This is a genomic window from Sorangium sp. So ce176 (genome assembly GCF_051519835.1).
Lineage (GTDB): Bacteria > Myxococcota_A > Polyangia > Polyangiales > Polyangiaceae > Sorangium > Sorangium cellulosum_G.
This window is the reverse complement of record NZ_CP150371.1, coordinates 7,420,540-7,435,275: the sequence shown is the minus strand read 5'-3', so window position 1 is coordinate 7,435,275 and position 14,736 is coordinate 7,420,540. Positions and strand designations below refer to the sequence as shown.

Genomic DNA, 14,736 nt, shown 5'->3' with positions numbered 1-14,736 from the left:
CCTTCGGGAGATCCCTGATCCCGAGGCGCAGTCCGATCGACGGCTGCACAGCGGCGCGCGGCGCTGCTATGGACCGGTGCACCGGACGGAGGTGCGCAGCGATGGTGACGATCTACGGGTGCAAGGGGTGCGGCTCGACATTGATCGAGGCGGTCTGCAAGCTGCTCGGCGAGGAGTACAAGCTCATCGAGGTGGCGCCCTGGGAGTCCGGGCCTGCCGTCGAGTCGTTGAGGGCGCTGAACCCGCTGCTCCAGGTGCCGACGGTCGTGCTCGATGACGGCACGGTCATGACCGAGAGCGTGGCGATTGTGCTCTGGCTGCTGGAGCGACACCCGGACACGGATCTCGCCCCGCCCCCCGGCGATCCGCGGCGCGCCGCATTCCTTCGACAGCTCGTCTTTTTCCCCTCGGCGATCTATCCCATGTACACGGTGGGCGATTTCCCCGAGCGCTGGGTGAAGGGCAAGGCGGCGCAGGACGAGCTCAAGGAGGCCACCGTGCAGCGCACGCTGAAGTGCTGGAGCGCGATCGAGGCGAGCTTCGGGCAAGGGCCCTTCTTCCTCGGAGAGCGGCTGAGCGTGCTCGATGTCTATGCCTCCGTGCTCTCGCGCTGGCGCCCGGGCCGCGATCGCCTCCGCGAGGTGGCGCCGCGCGCCGTCGCCGCGGCCGAGCGCGCCGAGGCCCATGCGGACATCGCCCCGGTGATCGCGCGCAATTTCGGCGGCTGAAGGCCGCCGGCTTCACGGCCCGGCCCCGGGCTCCTTGCAGCAGCGAAACCCGATCTCGTAGAACCGGAACATCGGACCGTGCGAGTCGTTGGTCCCGCGGCACCCCGCCCACGGCTTGGACCAGTAGCCGCCCTTGAGCGACGACGGATGGGGCCACTCGGGTCGCGACGTCGACACCCACTCTTCCACGTTGCCGACGAGATCGACGACGCCGTACGGGCTCACGCACGCCGGGTACGAGCCCGACGGCTCGCCCTGCCAGAGCCGCTGCGTCTCGGCGGCGCGCACGGCCGGGTCGTTCGACGCGAGCCGCCGCTCGCTGATCCCCCGGTACGGCTTGCCCACGTTGCAGGCGGCCGGGTCCTGCGCGTACCCGTAGGGGAAGGGGAGCGCGGACGGCCCCTCGCACGCGAGCTCCCACTCGAACTCCGTGCAGAGGCGCTTGCCGGCGGCGGCGCACTCGCGCTCGGCCTCGACGTAGCGGAGCATCACGACGGGCAGCGCGCCGGCGCGGTTCGGCCACTCGTGGCGGTCCATGCACGTGCGCACCGGGGTGAAGCGCGGCTCGGCCGCGAACAGCCCGGGGAAGAAGCTGTAGCAATGGCCGCCGCGGTAGCTCGTGCAGATCCGCTGCACGTTCTCGTTGTGCGTGCCCTCGACGAGCACCATGTCGGGCGGGCAAGGCGCCGCGGCCCCCGGCCGGGGCGGCGCGGCGGCGAGGGCGAGCAGCGGGGCGAGAAGGAGATCGAGGAGCACGCGGCCGCTCTCTATCGCAAAGCCGCGCGACGCACGAGGGGGCCGCGCGGCGGCTCGCGTCGCCGTCGCGCCGGAGCGCGCACCTGGGGTAGTCTCGCGGCATGGAAATCAAGCGGCTCAGGACGCACCTTGCCGCGCTCGCCGCCCTGGCGTGGGGGAGCGCCTGCGGCGGCCACGTCGTCGTCGACGGGACGCCCGACGGGTCGGGAGGCGCGGGCGCGACGAGCAGCGCCGCGACGAGCACCAGCGCGAGCTGGTCGACCACCTCGGCCTCGACGAGCGCCTCCGGCGCGGGCGGCGGCGACCTGACGTCGACCTGCGTGTCCTACTGCGAGCTCTTCGCGGCGACGTGCGCGCGGGACCTGGGCGAGTGCAGCGCGTTCTGCGGGACGTTGCTGTCCCAGGCGCCGGAGTGCAACGAGCTCCTCGTGCCGATCTTCGACTGCGAGAGGAACGTGGTGGGGCAGTGCGACTTTCCCGCGCGCGAGTGCTCGGTGCTCGTGCCCGCGTACGAGAGATGCGCGTTCGACGCCGGCTGACCGGACACCGAGCGCGCCGGCGGCGCCGGGGGGCCTGCGTCCGCGAGGGCGCGGCGGCTCGCGTCGAGCCGACGCCGCGCCGCGTTCATGACGCGCTCGCGCCGCGCTCGCGCCGGAGCGCGCACCTGGGGTAGTCTCGCATCCCATGGAGAACTCGCGGCTCAGGACGCGCCTTGCTGCGCTCGCCGCCCTCGCATGGGGGAGCGCCTGCGGTGGCCACGTCGTCGTCGACGGGATGGCCGACGGCTCGGGGGGCGCCGGCGCGACGGGCACCAGCGGGGTCGGCGTCGGCGTGACAAGCGCCAGCGCGGTCAGCGTCGGCGTGACGAGCTCGACGACGAACGGCGCCGGCGTGACAAGCACCAGCGCGGGCTTGCCCAGCACCTCGTCGGTGACCAGCTCGTCCACCGGGGTGGGCGGGGGCGACGCCTGGTCGCTCTGCATGAGCTATTGCGAGCTCCTCCAGGAGAGCTGCGGGCCTGTGTCGCCGGACGGCTGCCGCAGCGAGTGCGACGGGCAGCTCGCCCAGGCGCCCGAATGCAACGACCTGCTCGTCCCGTTCCTCGAGTGCGCGATGCCCGGCGCGGGCCGGTGCGACCCTTTCCCGTTCACGTGTCAGCCGGACCTGGAGCGTTATGATACGTGCTTGTCCGGATCCGGATCCGACTGCGAGCCGTTCGTGTGCTCCCGCGGCGGCGACAGGACCTGCCATTGCAAGGGCTCGTGCCCGGGCGTGGACTTCGCTGCCGAGTGCCGCCCCTTCATGCCCACAGGCTTCGTCTGCTCCTGCTTCATCAACGGCACGGAGGTGGCCTCCTGCGAGGACGTCGGCCCGGCGTGCGCTCTCGCCGAAGGCTGCTGCGGGCCGATCTTCGACGAGCTCCGCTGAGGGGCGCGCGGCGTTTGCCCTGCGCGCGCCGCGCGAACTCCTCGGGTCAGAGATCCTGCCAGGGCGCTGCCCCGCGAGGGGAGAGAGAGCTCACCGCGCGCCGCGCTCGCGCCGGAGCGCGCACCTGGGGTAGTCTCGCGTCCCATGGAGAACTCGCGGCTCGGGACGCGCCTTGCTGCGCTCGCCGCCCTGGCCTGGGGGAGCGCCTGCGGTGGTAACGTCGTCGTCGACGGCATGCCCGACGGCTCGGGAGGCGCCGGCGCGACAGGCGCCAGCGCGGTCAGCGTCGGCGTGACCGGCGCCAGCGCGATCAGCGTCGGGGTGACCAGCACCAGCACGGGCTGGTCCAGCACCTCGTCGGTGACGAGCTCGTCCACCGGGGTGGGTGGGGGCGACGTCTGGTCCCTCTGCATGAGATATTGCGAGCTCCTCCAGGAGAGCTGCGGGCCTGTGTCGCCGGACGGCTGCCGCAGCGAGTGCGACTGGCAGCTCGCCGAGGCGCCCGAGTGCAACGACCTGCTCGTCCCGGTCTACGAGTGCGCGATGCCCAGCGCGAGCCGGTGCGACCTCATCCCGGCCACGTGCCAGCCGGACCTGCAGCGGTATGGCATGTGCGCGTCCGGTTCGGGGGCCGGACCCGACTGCGAGCCGTTCGCGTGCTCCGGCGGCGGCGACAGGACCTGCCATTGCAAGGGCTCGTGCCCGGGCGTGGACTTCGCTGCCGAGTGCCGCCCCACCGGGCCCAGCGGGGTCGTCTGCTCCTGCCTCGTCGACGGCATGGAGGTGCGCGTCTGCGAGGACGCCGGCTCGGCGTGCGATCTCGCCGAGGGCTGTTGCGGGCCGATCTTCGACGAGCTCCGCTGAGGGGCGCGAGCGGCGTTCGCCATGGACGACGAGCAGGGGAGCGGGCAGGGCGGGGCGCTCGCCGACGCTGTCGCGGGCTGGGTGGGCGCGCGGATCGACGCGGCGCACGCGAACCCCGCGACGGGGCTCGTCGTGCTCGCTGTGTACGCCGGGGCGCGGCGCGTGCTCGGCGCCGGCATCGGGCCGCGCGTGGCCGGGGCAGGGGTCCTGCCGCGCGCGCCGCGGCTCCGCGCCGCCGCCTCGCACCCGCTGGTCGCCGCGATGCGGGCGCACCTCGTCGGCCGCAGCGTGCTGGTCATCGAGGTGCGGCGCGACGGGATCGCCGTGGTCGCGGGCGAACCGTTGTCATGGGAAAATGGTGGCGATGATGGAATCGAGGCCGAGGCGGCAGGTGGGCCGGGGGACCGGTCGGAGCTCGCGGCGGGGGACCGGTCGGGGCGCGCGCCGGGGCCTCGGCCGGAGCTCGCGCCGGGGGCGCGCCTGGAGCTCGCGCCGGGGCGCCGGGGCGAGGCGCGGCTGCTCGACGCCGCCGGCGGCCTGATCCTCCGCTGGCCGCCGCAGGGGGGCGACCCGCCGGCGGAGGTCGCCTACCCGGCGGATCCGTTCGCCGCGGGCGCGGCGCTTGTCGAGGCGAGCGACGCCGCGGCCGCCGCGCAGGAGAAGGCGGCGCTCGCGCGCGCGGTGAAGGCGCGGCGCGCGGCGCTCGAGCGCCGCGCCGAGGCGGTGCGCGGCGATCTAGGGCGGCTGGGGAGCGTCGCGCGCCTCCAGAAGACGGGGCAGCTCCTGCTCGCGCAGGGCGCGCGGGTGCCGCGGGGCGCCGCCAGGGCGCTGCTCGACGACTGGGAGACGGGCGGCACGATCGAGGTCGCGCTCGACCCGGCGCGCCCCGCGAAGGCGCAGGCCGAGGCCTTCTTCGCGAAGGCGCGGCGCTACCAGCGCGGCGAGGCGGTGATGCGCGCGCGCCTCGCCGAGACCGAGCGCGCCCTCGAGGCGGTCGCCGCGCTCGCGGCGGAGGTCGCGGCGGCGGAGGCGCGGCCCGAGGCGCTCGATCCGCTCGCGCAGCGCGCGCGCTCGCTCGGCGTCTCGCGCGCGGAGCTCGCCGGGGTGGGCGCCGCGGGCGGGGCCGGCGAGCCCGGCGCGTCCGGGGCCCACGGCGCCCGCGGCGCCCGGGCGGGGCGGGCGGCCCCGCGGCTGCCGTTCCACGCGTACCGGAGCGCGTCCGGTGCGGCGATCCTCGTCGGCCGGGGCGCCGCGGACAACGACGCGCTGACGACGAAGCACGCGCGGCCGCACGACCTCTGGCTGCACGCGAAGGGCGTCGCGGGGTCGCACGTCATCGTGCCGCTCCCGAAGGGCGCGAGCTGCCCGGCCGACGTGCTCGTGGACGCGGCGACGCTGGCGGCGCACTTCAGCGACGCGCGCGGCGAGGCGGTGTGCGAGGTGAGCTACGTCCAGCGCCGCCACGTGCGCAAGCCGCGCGGCTCGGCCCCGGGCGCGGTGACGTACGACAGGGAGAAGGTCATCGCCGTCCGCATCGAGCCGGAGCGCCTGTCGCGGCTGCTCGCGACCAAGGAAGAGGGCTGACGCCGGCTTCCACGGGGTGGCGGCCGCGCGCGGCGCGGGCACGCCGGCGCGGGCGACGCCGGGGCTGCTCGCGGCCGCCCTCAGGCGGCGAACGCCGCCCGGACCTGGTCGTTCAGGTGGGCGAGCCGGCGCGCCGGGAGCTCTGCCGCGCGGGCGAGCGACTCGACGACCGCGCGCTCCGCGTCGGAGACCCCCTCGCTCGCGTGGGCCACGGCCAGCGCGACGATGATGCCCTCCTCCACCGCGTCGCAGTCCATGAGGATCTCCGCGAGCAGGCGCACCCGGGGCTCGACGCCCGCCGCGGCGATCACCTTCAGGCTCGCCTCGATGAGGTAGCGGACGAGCTCGGCGTTGAGCTCGGTGCCGAGCATCGGCTCGATGAGCTGCCGCAGGGCGTCGATCTCCTCGGCGTCCACGGTGCCGTCGGCGTTCGCCACGAGCGCGCCGAGGTCGACGATCGGGGTCGGGTTGTACTCGTTCAGATCAAAACGAGCGCGGAGCAGGCCGGCGGCCTGCTCGACCAGCGCGGGGGGCTTCATGTGGACTCCGGTCCGGCGATTCGCCTCATGACTTGCCACCTCTCGGCGCGCGGCGCCGCACCGTCTCTGCCTCGGGGAGGCCGAGGCAGAGCTGCGCCCGGAGCGCGCGCAGCCCCGCGAGCACCTCGGCCGACGCCGACTCGGCCTCGGCCTTCTCGATGGCCGCGTCGAGCGTCGCGAGCCTGCCTGTCTGGAGCGCCTTGAGCGAGTAGGTCATCTGCACGAACGTGTCGAACAGGTCGCCGAGCTCATCGCCCTTGCGCAGCCCTTCCCCGATGGTGAGCCGCGTCGTCCCGACCTGGCGGCACAGGCGCTTCATCTGGTGGACCGGCCCCACGATGCGCTGGGTGATGAAGATCCCGAGCACGCCGAGGACGACGAGGAGGAACGCGCCGCCGCCGATGAGGACGTTGAGCAGGCGCTGGCGCAGCCCCTCGACCTCGGAGCGCCGCTTCGCGACCTCGGCGAGGTTGCGCTCGTGCTCGCGGTTGGTCTTCTCGAGCTCCTCGTCGAGCGTGCTGCCGAGCTCGGATCCCTCGCCCCCGAGCGCGGCGGTGCTCATCCTCAGGATCTTCGCGCTGTTCGCGGCTTCCTTGAGCGCGAGCTCCGCCTGGGTGGCCGCGTACTGCGCCTGTTCGTTCGCGACGCTCGCGGTCTGCCAGACGACGATGCCGAGCACCACCATGACCGCGAGCACAACCGAGACCAGGAGCCCCGTGTATTTGAGCTGGAATCGCGGGTTCAGGAGCAGCTTGCGGCGGGCAGCCGGGCGGGCCGTGGCGCGATCGTGGGCAGGAGAGGTCATGAGGGCTCGTCAGAGGACATGCGACATTGCCGCATGTCCAAGATAGACCAGGAGCGGGCCGCGCCAGTGCGACCCCCCACGAAACGCACTGCGGTCTCCGTGGTACCGCATTCCGTGCGCCGGTCGCAAGGCCCAATCCGCGGGCGGGAGCTCGCGACGCGGTTCGGGCCTGTGAGGGCCATGATGTCGCGGCGCTGGTTCTCCGGGGTCGGCGCGGCACCGCCGTAGCGGCGAGGCGTGATGGGGCGGCGCACCCAGCCGGGGCGTCGTGTGCGCTCCTGTCGGGCCCGGGCCGCTCTACCACGGCCTTCGGTCACTGGAGGCAACCGCAAGCGAGCGAGCCTTCGCGCACCGAAAAGCCGTCGGCGTCGGCGTCGTCGGTCCAGAAGAGCGGCTTGACGCCGCCGCTGCACTCCGCGTCCGGCGCGAGCGCGATGCCTTCGTTGTTGGAGTCCGGCAGCCCGCTGGGGTGCGTGAAGCGCCGCTCCAGCACGAAGCGCCCGAGCGCGTCGTCGATACCGAACACGGCGGATTGGTTGTCGCACGTGTCGTCGCAGTGAGCCCACAAGCTCCCGGTGTCACGGTCGAACTCGAGCCCCATCACGCCCGCGAGCGGCGTCGAGATGCTGGCGACCAGGGTGGCCGCGCCGCTCTCGTGATTCAGCGCGAGAGCGTACACCTTGCCGGTCTCTTCCACGCCCACCAGAAACAGGCCGGCGCCGTGCTCGCCGTAGTCGCTCGGGACGTAAGCTCGGGCCTTGCTCTCGTCGAAGAAGTGGTGCGCGGTGAGCAAGCTGTCAGCCGCCCAGGTGACCGCTTCCAGACCCGCGTTCGCGTCGACCTCGGGCAAGAGGGCGGTGAGGTTCCACTCATGAGTCGCGGTCAGCGTCGCTCCGGCGGCCGTCACGTCGTAGCGCAACACGGACAGCCGGCTCACGGACGGATCGTCCGTGTCGCGCTCGGCGCAGACGTAGACGCCCGCGGCGCTCGTGGCGGCGAGCGTCACTCCCTCCGCGTCGGGCGTGCCCCTGCCGTTCGGGTAACGTAGCCGTTTGCCGGAGGCCCAGTCATTCGACGTGTCCGGCGCGTAGCTCCCTCCGCTCTTCAACAATCGAAACAGCCTGGCGGAGAGGTTGTCGGTCGCCCACAGCGTTCCAGGGGCCTCGTAGGCCAGCCCGCTCAGATCGCTCTCGAACGCGTCCTCGCTGTCGAGCGTGCGTACCTCGGTCTCGCCGGGCCACGGCGACAGCTGCGTCGAGCCCGCCGGGCACGCGCCGGCACCGCCGGCACCGCCGGCGCCGCCAGCGCCGCCCGCGGTGCCGGCCACGCCGGTCGAGCCCGCGACGGCCGCAGCGCCGCCGCTCGCTCCCGCAGCGCCTGCTTGTGCTGCGCTCCCGCTCGAGCCTCCTGCCGCGGACGAGGCGCCGGCCGCCGACGTACCGCCTGCTCCGCCCGACGGCGCTGGCAGAGGCGGCTCGCCAGAGCCGCTGTCGCACGCGGCCACCCATGCCATCGCGACGACGGTGGCGTAACACCGGAGGTTCATCGCGCTCGCTGCGCTTTCTCCTGAACGCTCGGGTACACGTCGAGCGCCGGCGTGCCGCGCTGCGCCGCCGCTTCGGCCAGCCACACGCTGCGCTGCCCGGATGGATCCAAGAAGACCATTGGGCGAGTGTACCCCGGTGAAGTACCACGGTTCAACGGACGCGCCGAGCGCATGGAAATCATCGCCGGAAGCTGCGCCGTGCGGCTCGACGGGCAGAGCAGCTTCGAGGCATTCGCCGCGGGGCGCGGCGTTCAGGCGCAGGGATCGGGCACGAACGCGCGCGAGGCGTAGTCGAAATGGGCGAAGTCGGCGGGGTGCTGCGTGCCAGCGAGATCCTGGCAGGCCATGCCCACGAACGCGCCGGTGAAGTTGGGCAAGCCCGGCATCGTCGCCTCGTCGGAGAGGATGCTCGCGTCGAACGGCTCGGGGAACCACACGAGCGGCCCTTGCCCGACACGATAGCCGAAGTAGAGGCGCTCGTAGTCGACCTCGACCCGCAGCTCGACGGGCTGGCCCGGCGCGATCGGCACCGGCGGCGTGAAGGCGTCGAACACGATCTGATCGGGGCGCCGGGACATCACGCGCAGGTGTTTGCCGTGCGTGTCGTCGTGCGAGATGTACAGGTAGTGGAACTTGGAGCTGTTGTAATAGGCCACGAGCCCCGCCATCTGCTGGAAGTGCTCCGGCTCGAACTCGACGACGGTCGAGGCGCTGTAGCAGAGCGACTCCTGGCGCCGCGCCACGAGCGCTTGCCGGAACCAGCTACCGATCGTCTCCCGCCCGAACAGGCGCAGGTAGCCGGGGCGCTGGCTCAAGCTGAAGAGCTCCTCCGGGTACGGTGAGCGCAGCCACTGGAACGCGAGCGGCAGCTCCTTGCCGTCGAAGCGCTCGCGCGCCGGGGGGCGCTCGAACCCGTGCGGCGCGAGCTCCGGCGCGACAACGTCCACCTCCGGCAGCCCGCTGCCATCGAAGGTGCGCAGCCAGCCGTCGTCGCACCAGCGCATGCGAGCGATCGCCGTCTCGCGGCCCAGGGTGCAGCGGCCTCGGTTGTGCAGCGGCCGCCCGCACAGGTACACCATGTAGACGTCTCCGCTCGGTGTCTCGACGAGGTCGGCGTGGCCCGCGCGCTGCAGCTGGAGATCGGGCCGCAGGCGCGAGGAGAGAATGTACTTCTCGGGGTGCAGCTCGTAGGGGCCGGTGATCTGCTTCGAGCGCGCCATCGTGACGGCATGGTTCCAGGCCGTGCCGCCCTCGGCCGTGATCAGGTAGTAATAGCCGTCGCGCTTGTAGAGGTGGGGCGCCTCGGTGAGCCCGAGGCTCGTGCCCTGGAAGACGTTGCGGCGCTTGCCGATCAGCTTGCCTTCGCGCTCGGAGTACTCCTGCAGCACGATGCCGGCGAAGGGGTTGGCGAGCGGGCGGTGGTCCCACAGCATGTTGACCAGGTACTTTCGACCATCGTCATCGTGAAACAGCGAGGGATCGAAGCCGCTGCTGTTCAGATAGACCGGGTCTGACCAAGGGCCGTCGATGCGCGGGCTCGTCACGACATGGTTGTGCGTGTCGCGCAGCGACGCGCTGCCGTCCCGCAGGGAGCGCCCGTAGCGCTTCACGTCCGTGTACACGAGGTAGAAGCGGCCGCCGTGGTAGCTCAGGCACGGCGCCCAGATGCCGCACGAGTCCGCGTCGCCCAGCATGTCGAGCTGGCTCGCGCGCGTCAGCGGGCGGGTCACGAGCCGCCAATTCACCAGGTCCCGCGAGTGGTGGATCTGCACGCCGGGGAACCACTCGAACGTGGACGTCGCCACGTAGTAGTCCTCACCGACACGGACGATGGAAGGGTCGGGGTTGAACCCCGGCAGGATGGGGTTATGAATGATCCGGTTCTGGCTCATGGGGCGAGAGTCTTAGCACTGCTGCGGGGAGTCGCCCCTGATCGGGGCCGTGGTTCAATCGCAACGGCGTCATGATCGCCGCCTCGTCCGCCTACAAAGGCCAGCAGAACCAACGCGCCCACTCTGCTGTGGTAGTTCGTCTACACCACGGCCGGACGACGCTGCCTGCGCCCTTCTCTTTCCTGACAGAGCGAACTCCACCCTCACAGGTCGAACAACGTCCCCTGTCGGCTCGGCCGCCGGAACGTCGAGCGCTCTTCCGCGGCGTCTGCGTCGTCGCCCACGCGCGCCGCGTTCAGCCCGAGCCGCTGGCAGTGGACCTCGAACAGCCGCTGGATCGCCGCCCAGCGCGGGCCTGCCCCCTGGAAGCGCGCCCCGAAGGCGGCCTCGTTCATCTTGCCGCCGCGCATCTCCTGGATGCCGCGGCGGACCTTGCCGGCGCGGTCCGGGAAGGCCTCCTCGAGGCGCTCGTCGAAGACGGGGAGCACCTCGCGCGGCAGGCGCAGCGGCATCATGAAGGCGGTCTGCGCGCCCGCGTCCCGGGCGCGCTCGAGGAGCTCCGGGACGTCGCTGTCGTTCAGGCCGGGGATCATGGGCGACAGGGAGATGCCGGTCGGCACGCCCGCGTCCGAGAGCGCGCGCATCGCCTCGAAGCGGAGCGACGAGCGGCTCGCGTACGGCTCCATCTTGCGGGCGACAGCGTCGTCGGCGAAGGGAATGCTGAGGTGGACGCGGGCGCGGGCGCGCCGCGCGAGCTCGCCGATCAGGGCCACGTCGCGGCGCACGAGCGCGCCCTTCGTGATGAGCCCGACGGGGTTCTGGAAGGCGAGGCAGACCTCGAGGCAGCGGCGGGTGAGCTCGTAGCTCGCCTCGAGGGGCTGGTAGCAATCGACGTTGCCGGAGAACACGATCGTGTCGCCCTGCCAGCCCTTGTGGGAGAGCTCCTTCTCGAGCAGCTCGGGCGCGTTCGCCTTGACGACGATCTTGCGGTCGAAGTCCGTCCCGGCGCCCCACCCGAGGTACTGGTGCGAGGGGCGCGCATAGCAGTAGGCGCAGGCGTGGATGCAGCCCCGGTACGGGTTGACGCTGAACCGGAAGGGCAGGTCGGGGCTGTCGTTCGAGGTGATGATGGAGCGGGCCTGCTCCTCGAAGACCTGCAGCGTCGCCGCGGGCGCCTCTTCGAGGTACTCGACCTGCGTCGACGACCACGGGTTCGGAGGGTTGTTCACGGGGCGCGGCATGGTGCGGGCGGCGCCGGGCGAGGGGCCGGTCGCCGCGAGCGGAGTGTAGCGCCTCCTGGGCGAGATGGGAGCGTTTGTTCAGGTGAGCCCGGTGAGCGCCGGCGTGGCGGGCTGGGCGGGAGCGGAGGGCGCGGCGGGGGAGGGGAGAGGGGAGAGGGAGAGCGGATTGACAGGGCAAGGGAGGGCTGCTCGCATGGTCGCTTCCAGGAGCATTGTGAGGGACAAGATGGCCAATCCGACAGAGCCCGGGTTCGATCTCCGCAGCACCTACCTGCACCTCGCGGACGGGGGCGACGCGTTGCCCATCGAGGTGCGGCCGACGTTCTGGAAAGAGCTCATGTCGGGCGACTTCAACTCCGCGGACGTCCGGCGGGTCGCGGAGGCGGGCGGATGGCTGGTGACGACGTTTCACCTCGCCGCGGACATGCAGCAATGGGAGATGCACCCGGCCGGGGACGAGATCCTGTACCTCCTGTCGGGCGCGAGCGACATCGTGCTGCAAGAGCAGGGCGGCGAGCGGGTCGTCGCGCTGCGCGCGGGCACGGCGTGCAAGGTCCCGCAGGGCGCGTGGCACCGGTTCATCGTCCGGGAGCCGGGAGACCTCCTGGCGATCACGTACGGCAAGGGGACGCAGCACCGGCCGCTGTAGCGGGGCTGCGGCGAGGTTGCCGTCGGGCGTTCATGGTCCGGGCATCGCCGGGCTGCCCGAGAGCGCGACCGGTGCGATGCGCCGGCCAGCGCGCCAGCTCAGGGCGGCCCGGCCGCGGCATGATCCATGAGGGTATCGAAGAACCGCGCCGCATGTACGGAGGCCGCGCGCACCCTGTTCGGGTCGACCAGCCCGATCAGCTCGAAGCCGTGATATTTCGCGTACTTCCCCTTGGTCTTCGACTCTCTTGTCGCCCGCTCGAGCGCCTCGTAGAGGTCCTTCTTCGCGATCAGCTCGACATTCTTCTGACGGGGTAGCGCATCCTTCCGGAATCCCTGCTTGTAGTACGCCGCGAGCGACTCCGCGTCGGCAACGAGCCAGGCCTCCATCGCTTGCACCATGAGGTGAAGCTGCTCATCGCGCACGCCATCCGGCCTTGGCCACTGATCGCCCTCGCGCCTGGAGACGTGGCCCCACGTTGATATCGCGGGCTTCACGGGCTCCTCGCTGTCCACGAGGAGGATGCACAGCGCGTCCGGGTGGCTCTTCAGCGCACGCTTGAAATCGGCGAAAGCCTCGTTGCGACTGCCGCATGCGATGATCTTCGGCCTGGCGCACGCACCGAGGACCTTTTCGAACAGCTTGCTGAACCCTTCACGAAGGGGCTCCTGAGCCCGCCTCGAGGCGCCGCCTCCCTCCACGTAGACGCGCACGGCTACCATCTCGTGCCCCCGAGCTCGCCTTTGCGCCAGAGCTCACCGAGCGCGTACGCTTCCAGCCACGTCGAGAGAGCGTCCCGCGTGAGTCGTCGCATGGTCGTCCGACCTTCGTGGCGCTCGCAGACGATCACGGCCTCTGGCCTGTCGGAGAGCGCATCGACGAGGACGTCCGAGTGTGTCGTCACGACGAGCTGCGTGCGCTCGGACGCGCCCACGAGGAGGCGCGCGAGCGTGGGCATCAGATCCGGATGGAGGCCGAGCTCCGGCTCCTCGATGCAGACGAGCGGCGGCGGCGCCGGATCGAGCAGGATGGCGAGCAGCGCAAGCCAGCGGAGCGTGCCGTCGGAGAGGCGCGTCGCGGGGATGGTCCAGCGCTCTTCCTCGAGGAAGACCTGGACCGTTCCCCCCTCGATCTGCACAGAGAAGTCGACGACACCATCGAAGAGCTGCTGCAAAGCGTTGAGGAGAGCCCGCTTGGTCGGGATATCTCGGCGGAACCGGTTCAGGATCAGCCCGAGGTTCTGTGCATCTTCGCGCAGGTGATCGGTCGGCAGATCGGGCGGCTGTGGGCGCCGGGGGGACGAGACGCGCCCGAATCCCCAGTCACGGTAGAGCCGGATCTCGCTGTACTTGTCGCCGACGAACGAGAGCTCCGGATACTGGTCTGGATCCTTGCGCTGCGAGAGGATGGACTGCTGCGGATCGATGTCCTCGCGCCTGAGCTCGCGCTTGCCGTCTTTCACGTTGAGGGTCGGCCGGCCGTGCTCGTAGCCGAAGTAGAAGGCATCGCCGGTCTGACCGGTAGATGGCTCCTCGTCGTCGATGCGCTCGTCGACGATCTCCAGGCGCGCTCCTACCTCGGTGAAGGAGATCCGGTGGCGCAAGTTCCTGTTCGACTCCGGCCTGTACGCGAGCACCGCCTCCACCTCGGCCTTCGCGCCGGGCTCGCCCCTCCAGAGCCACGCGCTCACCCCTCCGCCCTGCCGTATCGGGGCGAGCAGATCCGTGGGGGCAGCGCGCAGGAGGCCGATGGCCTCGATGAGGTTCGACTTGCCTGATCCGTTCGGACCGATCAGGACGTTGAGCTCGCCGAGCTCGATCGGATCGCTGCCCGGACCGAACGAGAGGAACCGATCCAGCCGCAGGCTCTTGAGGAGCATGCGCCGAACTCTACTCGGATCGTCCTCAAGGACGCCACCCGGCGAGCCGGTCGGTGCGGGCGCGCGCCGGGGCGGCGCCGGGCTCAGCCCCGCCCGGCGTACCGCCGGTGGTCGACCATCAGGCAGCGGTTCTGGACGACCAGGATGCCGGCCTCGACCAGCCGCTCGGCCACCGGGTCGTTCTGGATGCCGCTCTGCAGCCAGACGGCGCGCGGCCGGGCGGCGAGCAGGTCGTCGAGGTGCCCGGTGACGTCCTGGCTGCGCCGGAAGACGTCGACGATGTCGATGGGGCCCGGGACGTCCGCCACGCGGCGGTAGACCTGATGGCCGAGGATGGTCTTCACGTCGGGGTAGTAGACAGGCACCGGGATCACCTCCACGCCCGCGCTCTTCAGGTAGCTCGGGACGTAGAAGGCGGGCTGATCCGCCTGCGCCTCGGTCTTGATGCCGAGCACGGCGACGCGCTTCGCCGAGCGGACCAGCTCCGCCACCCGGGCCTCGTCGTGGCTGATGTCGCGAACGTCGTTCATGCGGCGAGTGTACGCCCGCCGGGCCGGCGCGGCACCCCGCGGGCCTGGGGGTGCCGGGGATGGGGATTCCTGAACGGCCGGGCGCGGTGGCGCGGTGGCGCGGTGGCGCGGTGCGGAGGGCGGGGTGGTGGTCCTCGTTGTTGCGAGGCCGGTCAGGCGCTGCAACCCCCGCTCGGCCTGCTGGCCGACCGGCGACCGGGGCCGAGATCCCCGCCCTGCGCGACGACCCTACGGGCTTGGACGAAGGCAGCCCCGGGGCGGAGACAGGGCGCCCCAGGGCGGAGGAGAGAATCCC

16 protein-coding genes are annotated in these 14,736 nt (G+C 71.9%); 7 read left to right on the top strand and 9 right to left on the bottom strand.

The window, feature by feature from the left end:
• Positions 1-101 precede the first annotated feature (101 nt).
• Complete coding sequence (locus tag WMF42_RS27815) at positions 102-728, top strand: glutathione S-transferase family protein (RefSeq protein ID WP_437685870.1); 627 nt, start codon at positions 102-104, stop codon at positions 726-728.
• A gap of 12 nt (positions 729-740) precedes the next feature.
• Here the strand turns inward: WMF42_RS27815 and WMF42_RS27810 are convergent, their stop codons facing one another.
• Positions 741-1,484 (bottom strand): formylglycine-generating enzyme family protein, encoded by a 744-nt coding sequence (locus tag WMF42_RS27810; RefSeq protein WP_061609045.1) that lies wholly within the window; start codon positions 1,482-1,484, stop codon positions 741-743.
• Positions 1,485-1,585: 101 nt separating this feature from the next.
• Here WMF42_RS27810 and WMF42_RS27805 point away from each other — a divergent pair, with 101 nt between their 5' ends.
• The 4 genes from WMF42_RS27805 to WMF42_RS27790 all read left to right on the top strand — a co-directional run bounded on the left by WMF42_RS27805 (position 1,586) and on the right by WMF42_RS27790 (position 5,360).
• A complete protein-coding gene (locus tag WMF42_RS27805; protein ID WP_437685868.1) occupies positions 1,586-2,023 on the top strand; it encodes a hypothetical protein in 438 nt (145 codons plus the stop codon).
• A 145-nt stretch (positions 2,024-2,168) separates the two neighbouring features.
• Complete coding sequence (locus tag WMF42_RS27800) at positions 2,169-2,912, top strand: hypothetical protein (RefSeq protein WP_437685866.1); 744 nt, start codon at positions 2,169-2,171, stop codon at positions 2,910-2,912.
• Positions 2,913-3,056: 144 nt separating this feature from the next.
• Positions 3,057-3,776, top strand: coding sequence for a hypothetical protein (locus WMF42_RS27795; RefSeq protein WP_437685864.1), 720 nt, complete (start codon positions 3,057-3,059; stop codon positions 3,774-3,776).
• A gap of 21 nt (positions 3,777-3,797) precedes the next feature.
• Positions 3,798-5,360, top strand: a complete 1,563-nt coding sequence (locus tag WMF42_RS27790) for an NFACT RNA binding domain-containing protein (protein ID WP_437685862.1) — start codon at positions 3,798-3,800, stop codon at positions 5,358-5,360.
• A gap of 80 nt (positions 5,361-5,440) precedes the next feature.
• On the opposite strand, the gene WMF42_RS27785 is transcribed toward WMF42_RS27790, so the two are convergent.
• The 3 genes from WMF42_RS27785 to WMF42_RS27775 form a co-directional block, all read right to left on the bottom strand.
• Entirely contained in the window at positions 5,441-5,899 is a 459-nt protein-coding gene (locus tag WMF42_RS27785) for a tellurite resistance TerB family protein (protein WP_061611049.1), read from the bottom strand.
• 25 nt (positions 5,900-5,924) lie between these two features.
• Positions 5,925-6,704 (bottom strand): HAMP domain-containing protein, encoded by a 780-nt coding sequence (locus WMF42_RS27780; RefSeq protein WP_061611050.1) that lies wholly within the window; start codon positions 6,702-6,704, stop codon positions 5,925-5,927.
• 313 nt (positions 6,705-7,017) lie between these two features.
• The gene (locus WMF42_RS27775) at positions 7,018-8,031 is read right to left on the bottom strand and encodes a hypothetical protein (protein ID WP_437685860.1); all 1,014 of its coding nucleotides are present in this window, start codon (positions 8,029-8,031) and stop codon (positions 7,018-7,020) included.
• Positions 8,032-8,301: 270 nt separating this feature from the next.
• Between WMF42_RS27775 and WMF42_RS27770 the strand changes: the two genes are divergently transcribed.
• Positions 8,302-8,541, top strand: a complete 240-nt coding sequence (locus tag WMF42_RS27770) for a pyrimidine/purine nucleoside phosphorylase (protein ID WP_437685858.1) — start codon at positions 8,302-8,304, stop codon at positions 8,539-8,541.
• On the opposite strand, the gene WMF42_RS27765 is transcribed toward WMF42_RS27770, so the two are convergent.
• Together WMF42_RS27765 and WMF42_RS27760 are read right to left on the bottom strand one after the other, a co-directional pair.
• Entirely contained in the window at positions 8,502-10,142 is a 1,641-nt protein-coding gene (locus WMF42_RS27765; protein WP_437685857.1) for a glycoside hydrolase family 43 protein, read from the bottom strand. The two genes, WMF42_RS27770 and WMF42_RS27765, sit on opposite strands and share 40 nt — an antisense overlap.
• A 203-nt stretch (positions 10,143-10,345) precedes the next feature.
• Positions 10,346-11,383, bottom strand: coding sequence for a PA0069 family radical SAM protein (locus WMF42_RS27760; protein ID WP_437685855.1), 1,038 nt, complete (start codon positions 11,381-11,383; stop codon positions 10,346-10,348).
• Between the two features lie 226 nt (positions 11,384-11,609).
• On the opposite strand from WMF42_RS27760, the gene WMF42_RS27755 reads away from it, so the two are divergent.
• Positions 11,610-12,032 (top strand): cupin domain-containing protein, encoded by a 423-nt coding sequence (locus WMF42_RS27755; RefSeq protein WP_233562198.1) that lies wholly within the window; start codon positions 11,610-11,612, stop codon positions 12,030-12,032.
• A 98-nt stretch (positions 12,033-12,130) separates the two neighbouring features.
• Here the strand turns inward: WMF42_RS27755 and WMF42_RS27750 are convergent, their stop codons facing one another.
• The 3 genes from WMF42_RS27750 to WMF42_RS27740 form a co-directional block, all read right to left on the bottom strand.
• A complete protein-coding gene (locus WMF42_RS27750) occupies positions 12,131-12,745 on the bottom strand; it encodes a DUF4276 family protein (protein ID WP_437685853.1) in 615 nt (204 codons plus the stop codon).
• A 2-nt stretch (positions 12,746-12,747) separates the two neighbouring features.
• The gene (locus tag WMF42_RS27745) at positions 12,748-13,911 is read right to left on the bottom strand and encodes an AAA family ATPase (RefSeq protein WP_437685852.1); all 1,164 of its coding nucleotides are present in this window, start codon (positions 13,909-13,911) and stop codon (positions 12,748-12,750) included.
• Between the two features lie 83 nt (positions 13,912-13,994).
• A complete protein-coding gene (locus tag WMF42_RS27740) occupies positions 13,995-14,441 on the bottom strand; it encodes a CoA-binding protein (RefSeq protein WP_437685850.1) in 447 nt (148 codons plus the stop codon).
• Positions 14,442-14,736: the final 295 nt, after the last annotated feature.

Bases quoted from the DNA above. Each gene is read 5' to 3' on its own strand.
- WMF42_RS27760 (WP_437685855.1), bottom strand. From the start codon at position 11,383: ATGCCGCGCCCCGTGAACAACCCTCCGAACCCGTGGTCGTCGACGCAG.
- WMF42_RS27740 (WP_437685850.1), bottom strand. From the start codon at position 14,441: ATGAACGACGTTCGCGACATCAGCCACGACGAGGCCCGGGTGGCGGAG.
- WMF42_RS27745 (WP_437685852.1), bottom strand. From the start codon at position 13,911: ATGCTCCTCAAGAGCCTGCGGCTGGATCGGTTCCTCTCGTTCGGTCCG.
- WMF42_RS27815 (WP_437685870.1), top strand. From the start codon at position 102: ATGGTGACGATCTACGGGTGCAAGGGGTGCGGCTCGACATTGATCGAG.
- WMF42_RS27800 (WP_437685866.1), top strand. From the start codon at position 2,169: ATGGAGAACTCGCGGCTCAGGACGCGCCTTGCTGCGCTCGCCGCCCTC.
- WMF42_RS27805 (WP_437685868.1), top strand. From the start codon at position 1,586: ATGGAAATCAAGCGGCTCAGGACGCACCTTGCCGCGCTCGCCGCCCTG.
- WMF42_RS27780 (WP_061611050.1), bottom strand. From the start codon at position 6,704: ATGACCTCTCCTGCCCACGATCGCGCCACGGCCCGCCCGGCTGCCCGC.
- WMF42_RS27795 (WP_437685864.1), top strand. From the start codon at position 3,057: ATGGAGAACTCGCGGCTCGGGACGCGCCTTGCTGCGCTCGCCGCCCTG.
- WMF42_RS27785 (WP_061611049.1), bottom strand. From the start codon at position 5,899: ATGAAGCCCCCCGCGCTGGTCGAGCAGGCCGCCGGCCTGCTCCGCGCT.
- WMF42_RS27790 (WP_437685862.1), top strand. From the start codon at position 3,798: ATGGACGACGAGCAGGGGAGCGGGCAGGGCGGGGCGCTCGCCGACGCT.
- WMF42_RS27765 (WP_437685857.1), bottom strand. From the start codon at position 10,142: ATGAGCCAGAACCGGATCATTCATAACCCCATCCTGCCGGGGTTCAAC.
- WMF42_RS27755 (WP_233562198.1), top strand. From the start codon at position 11,610: ATGGCCAATCCGACAGAGCCCGGGTTCGATCTCCGCAGCACCTACCTG.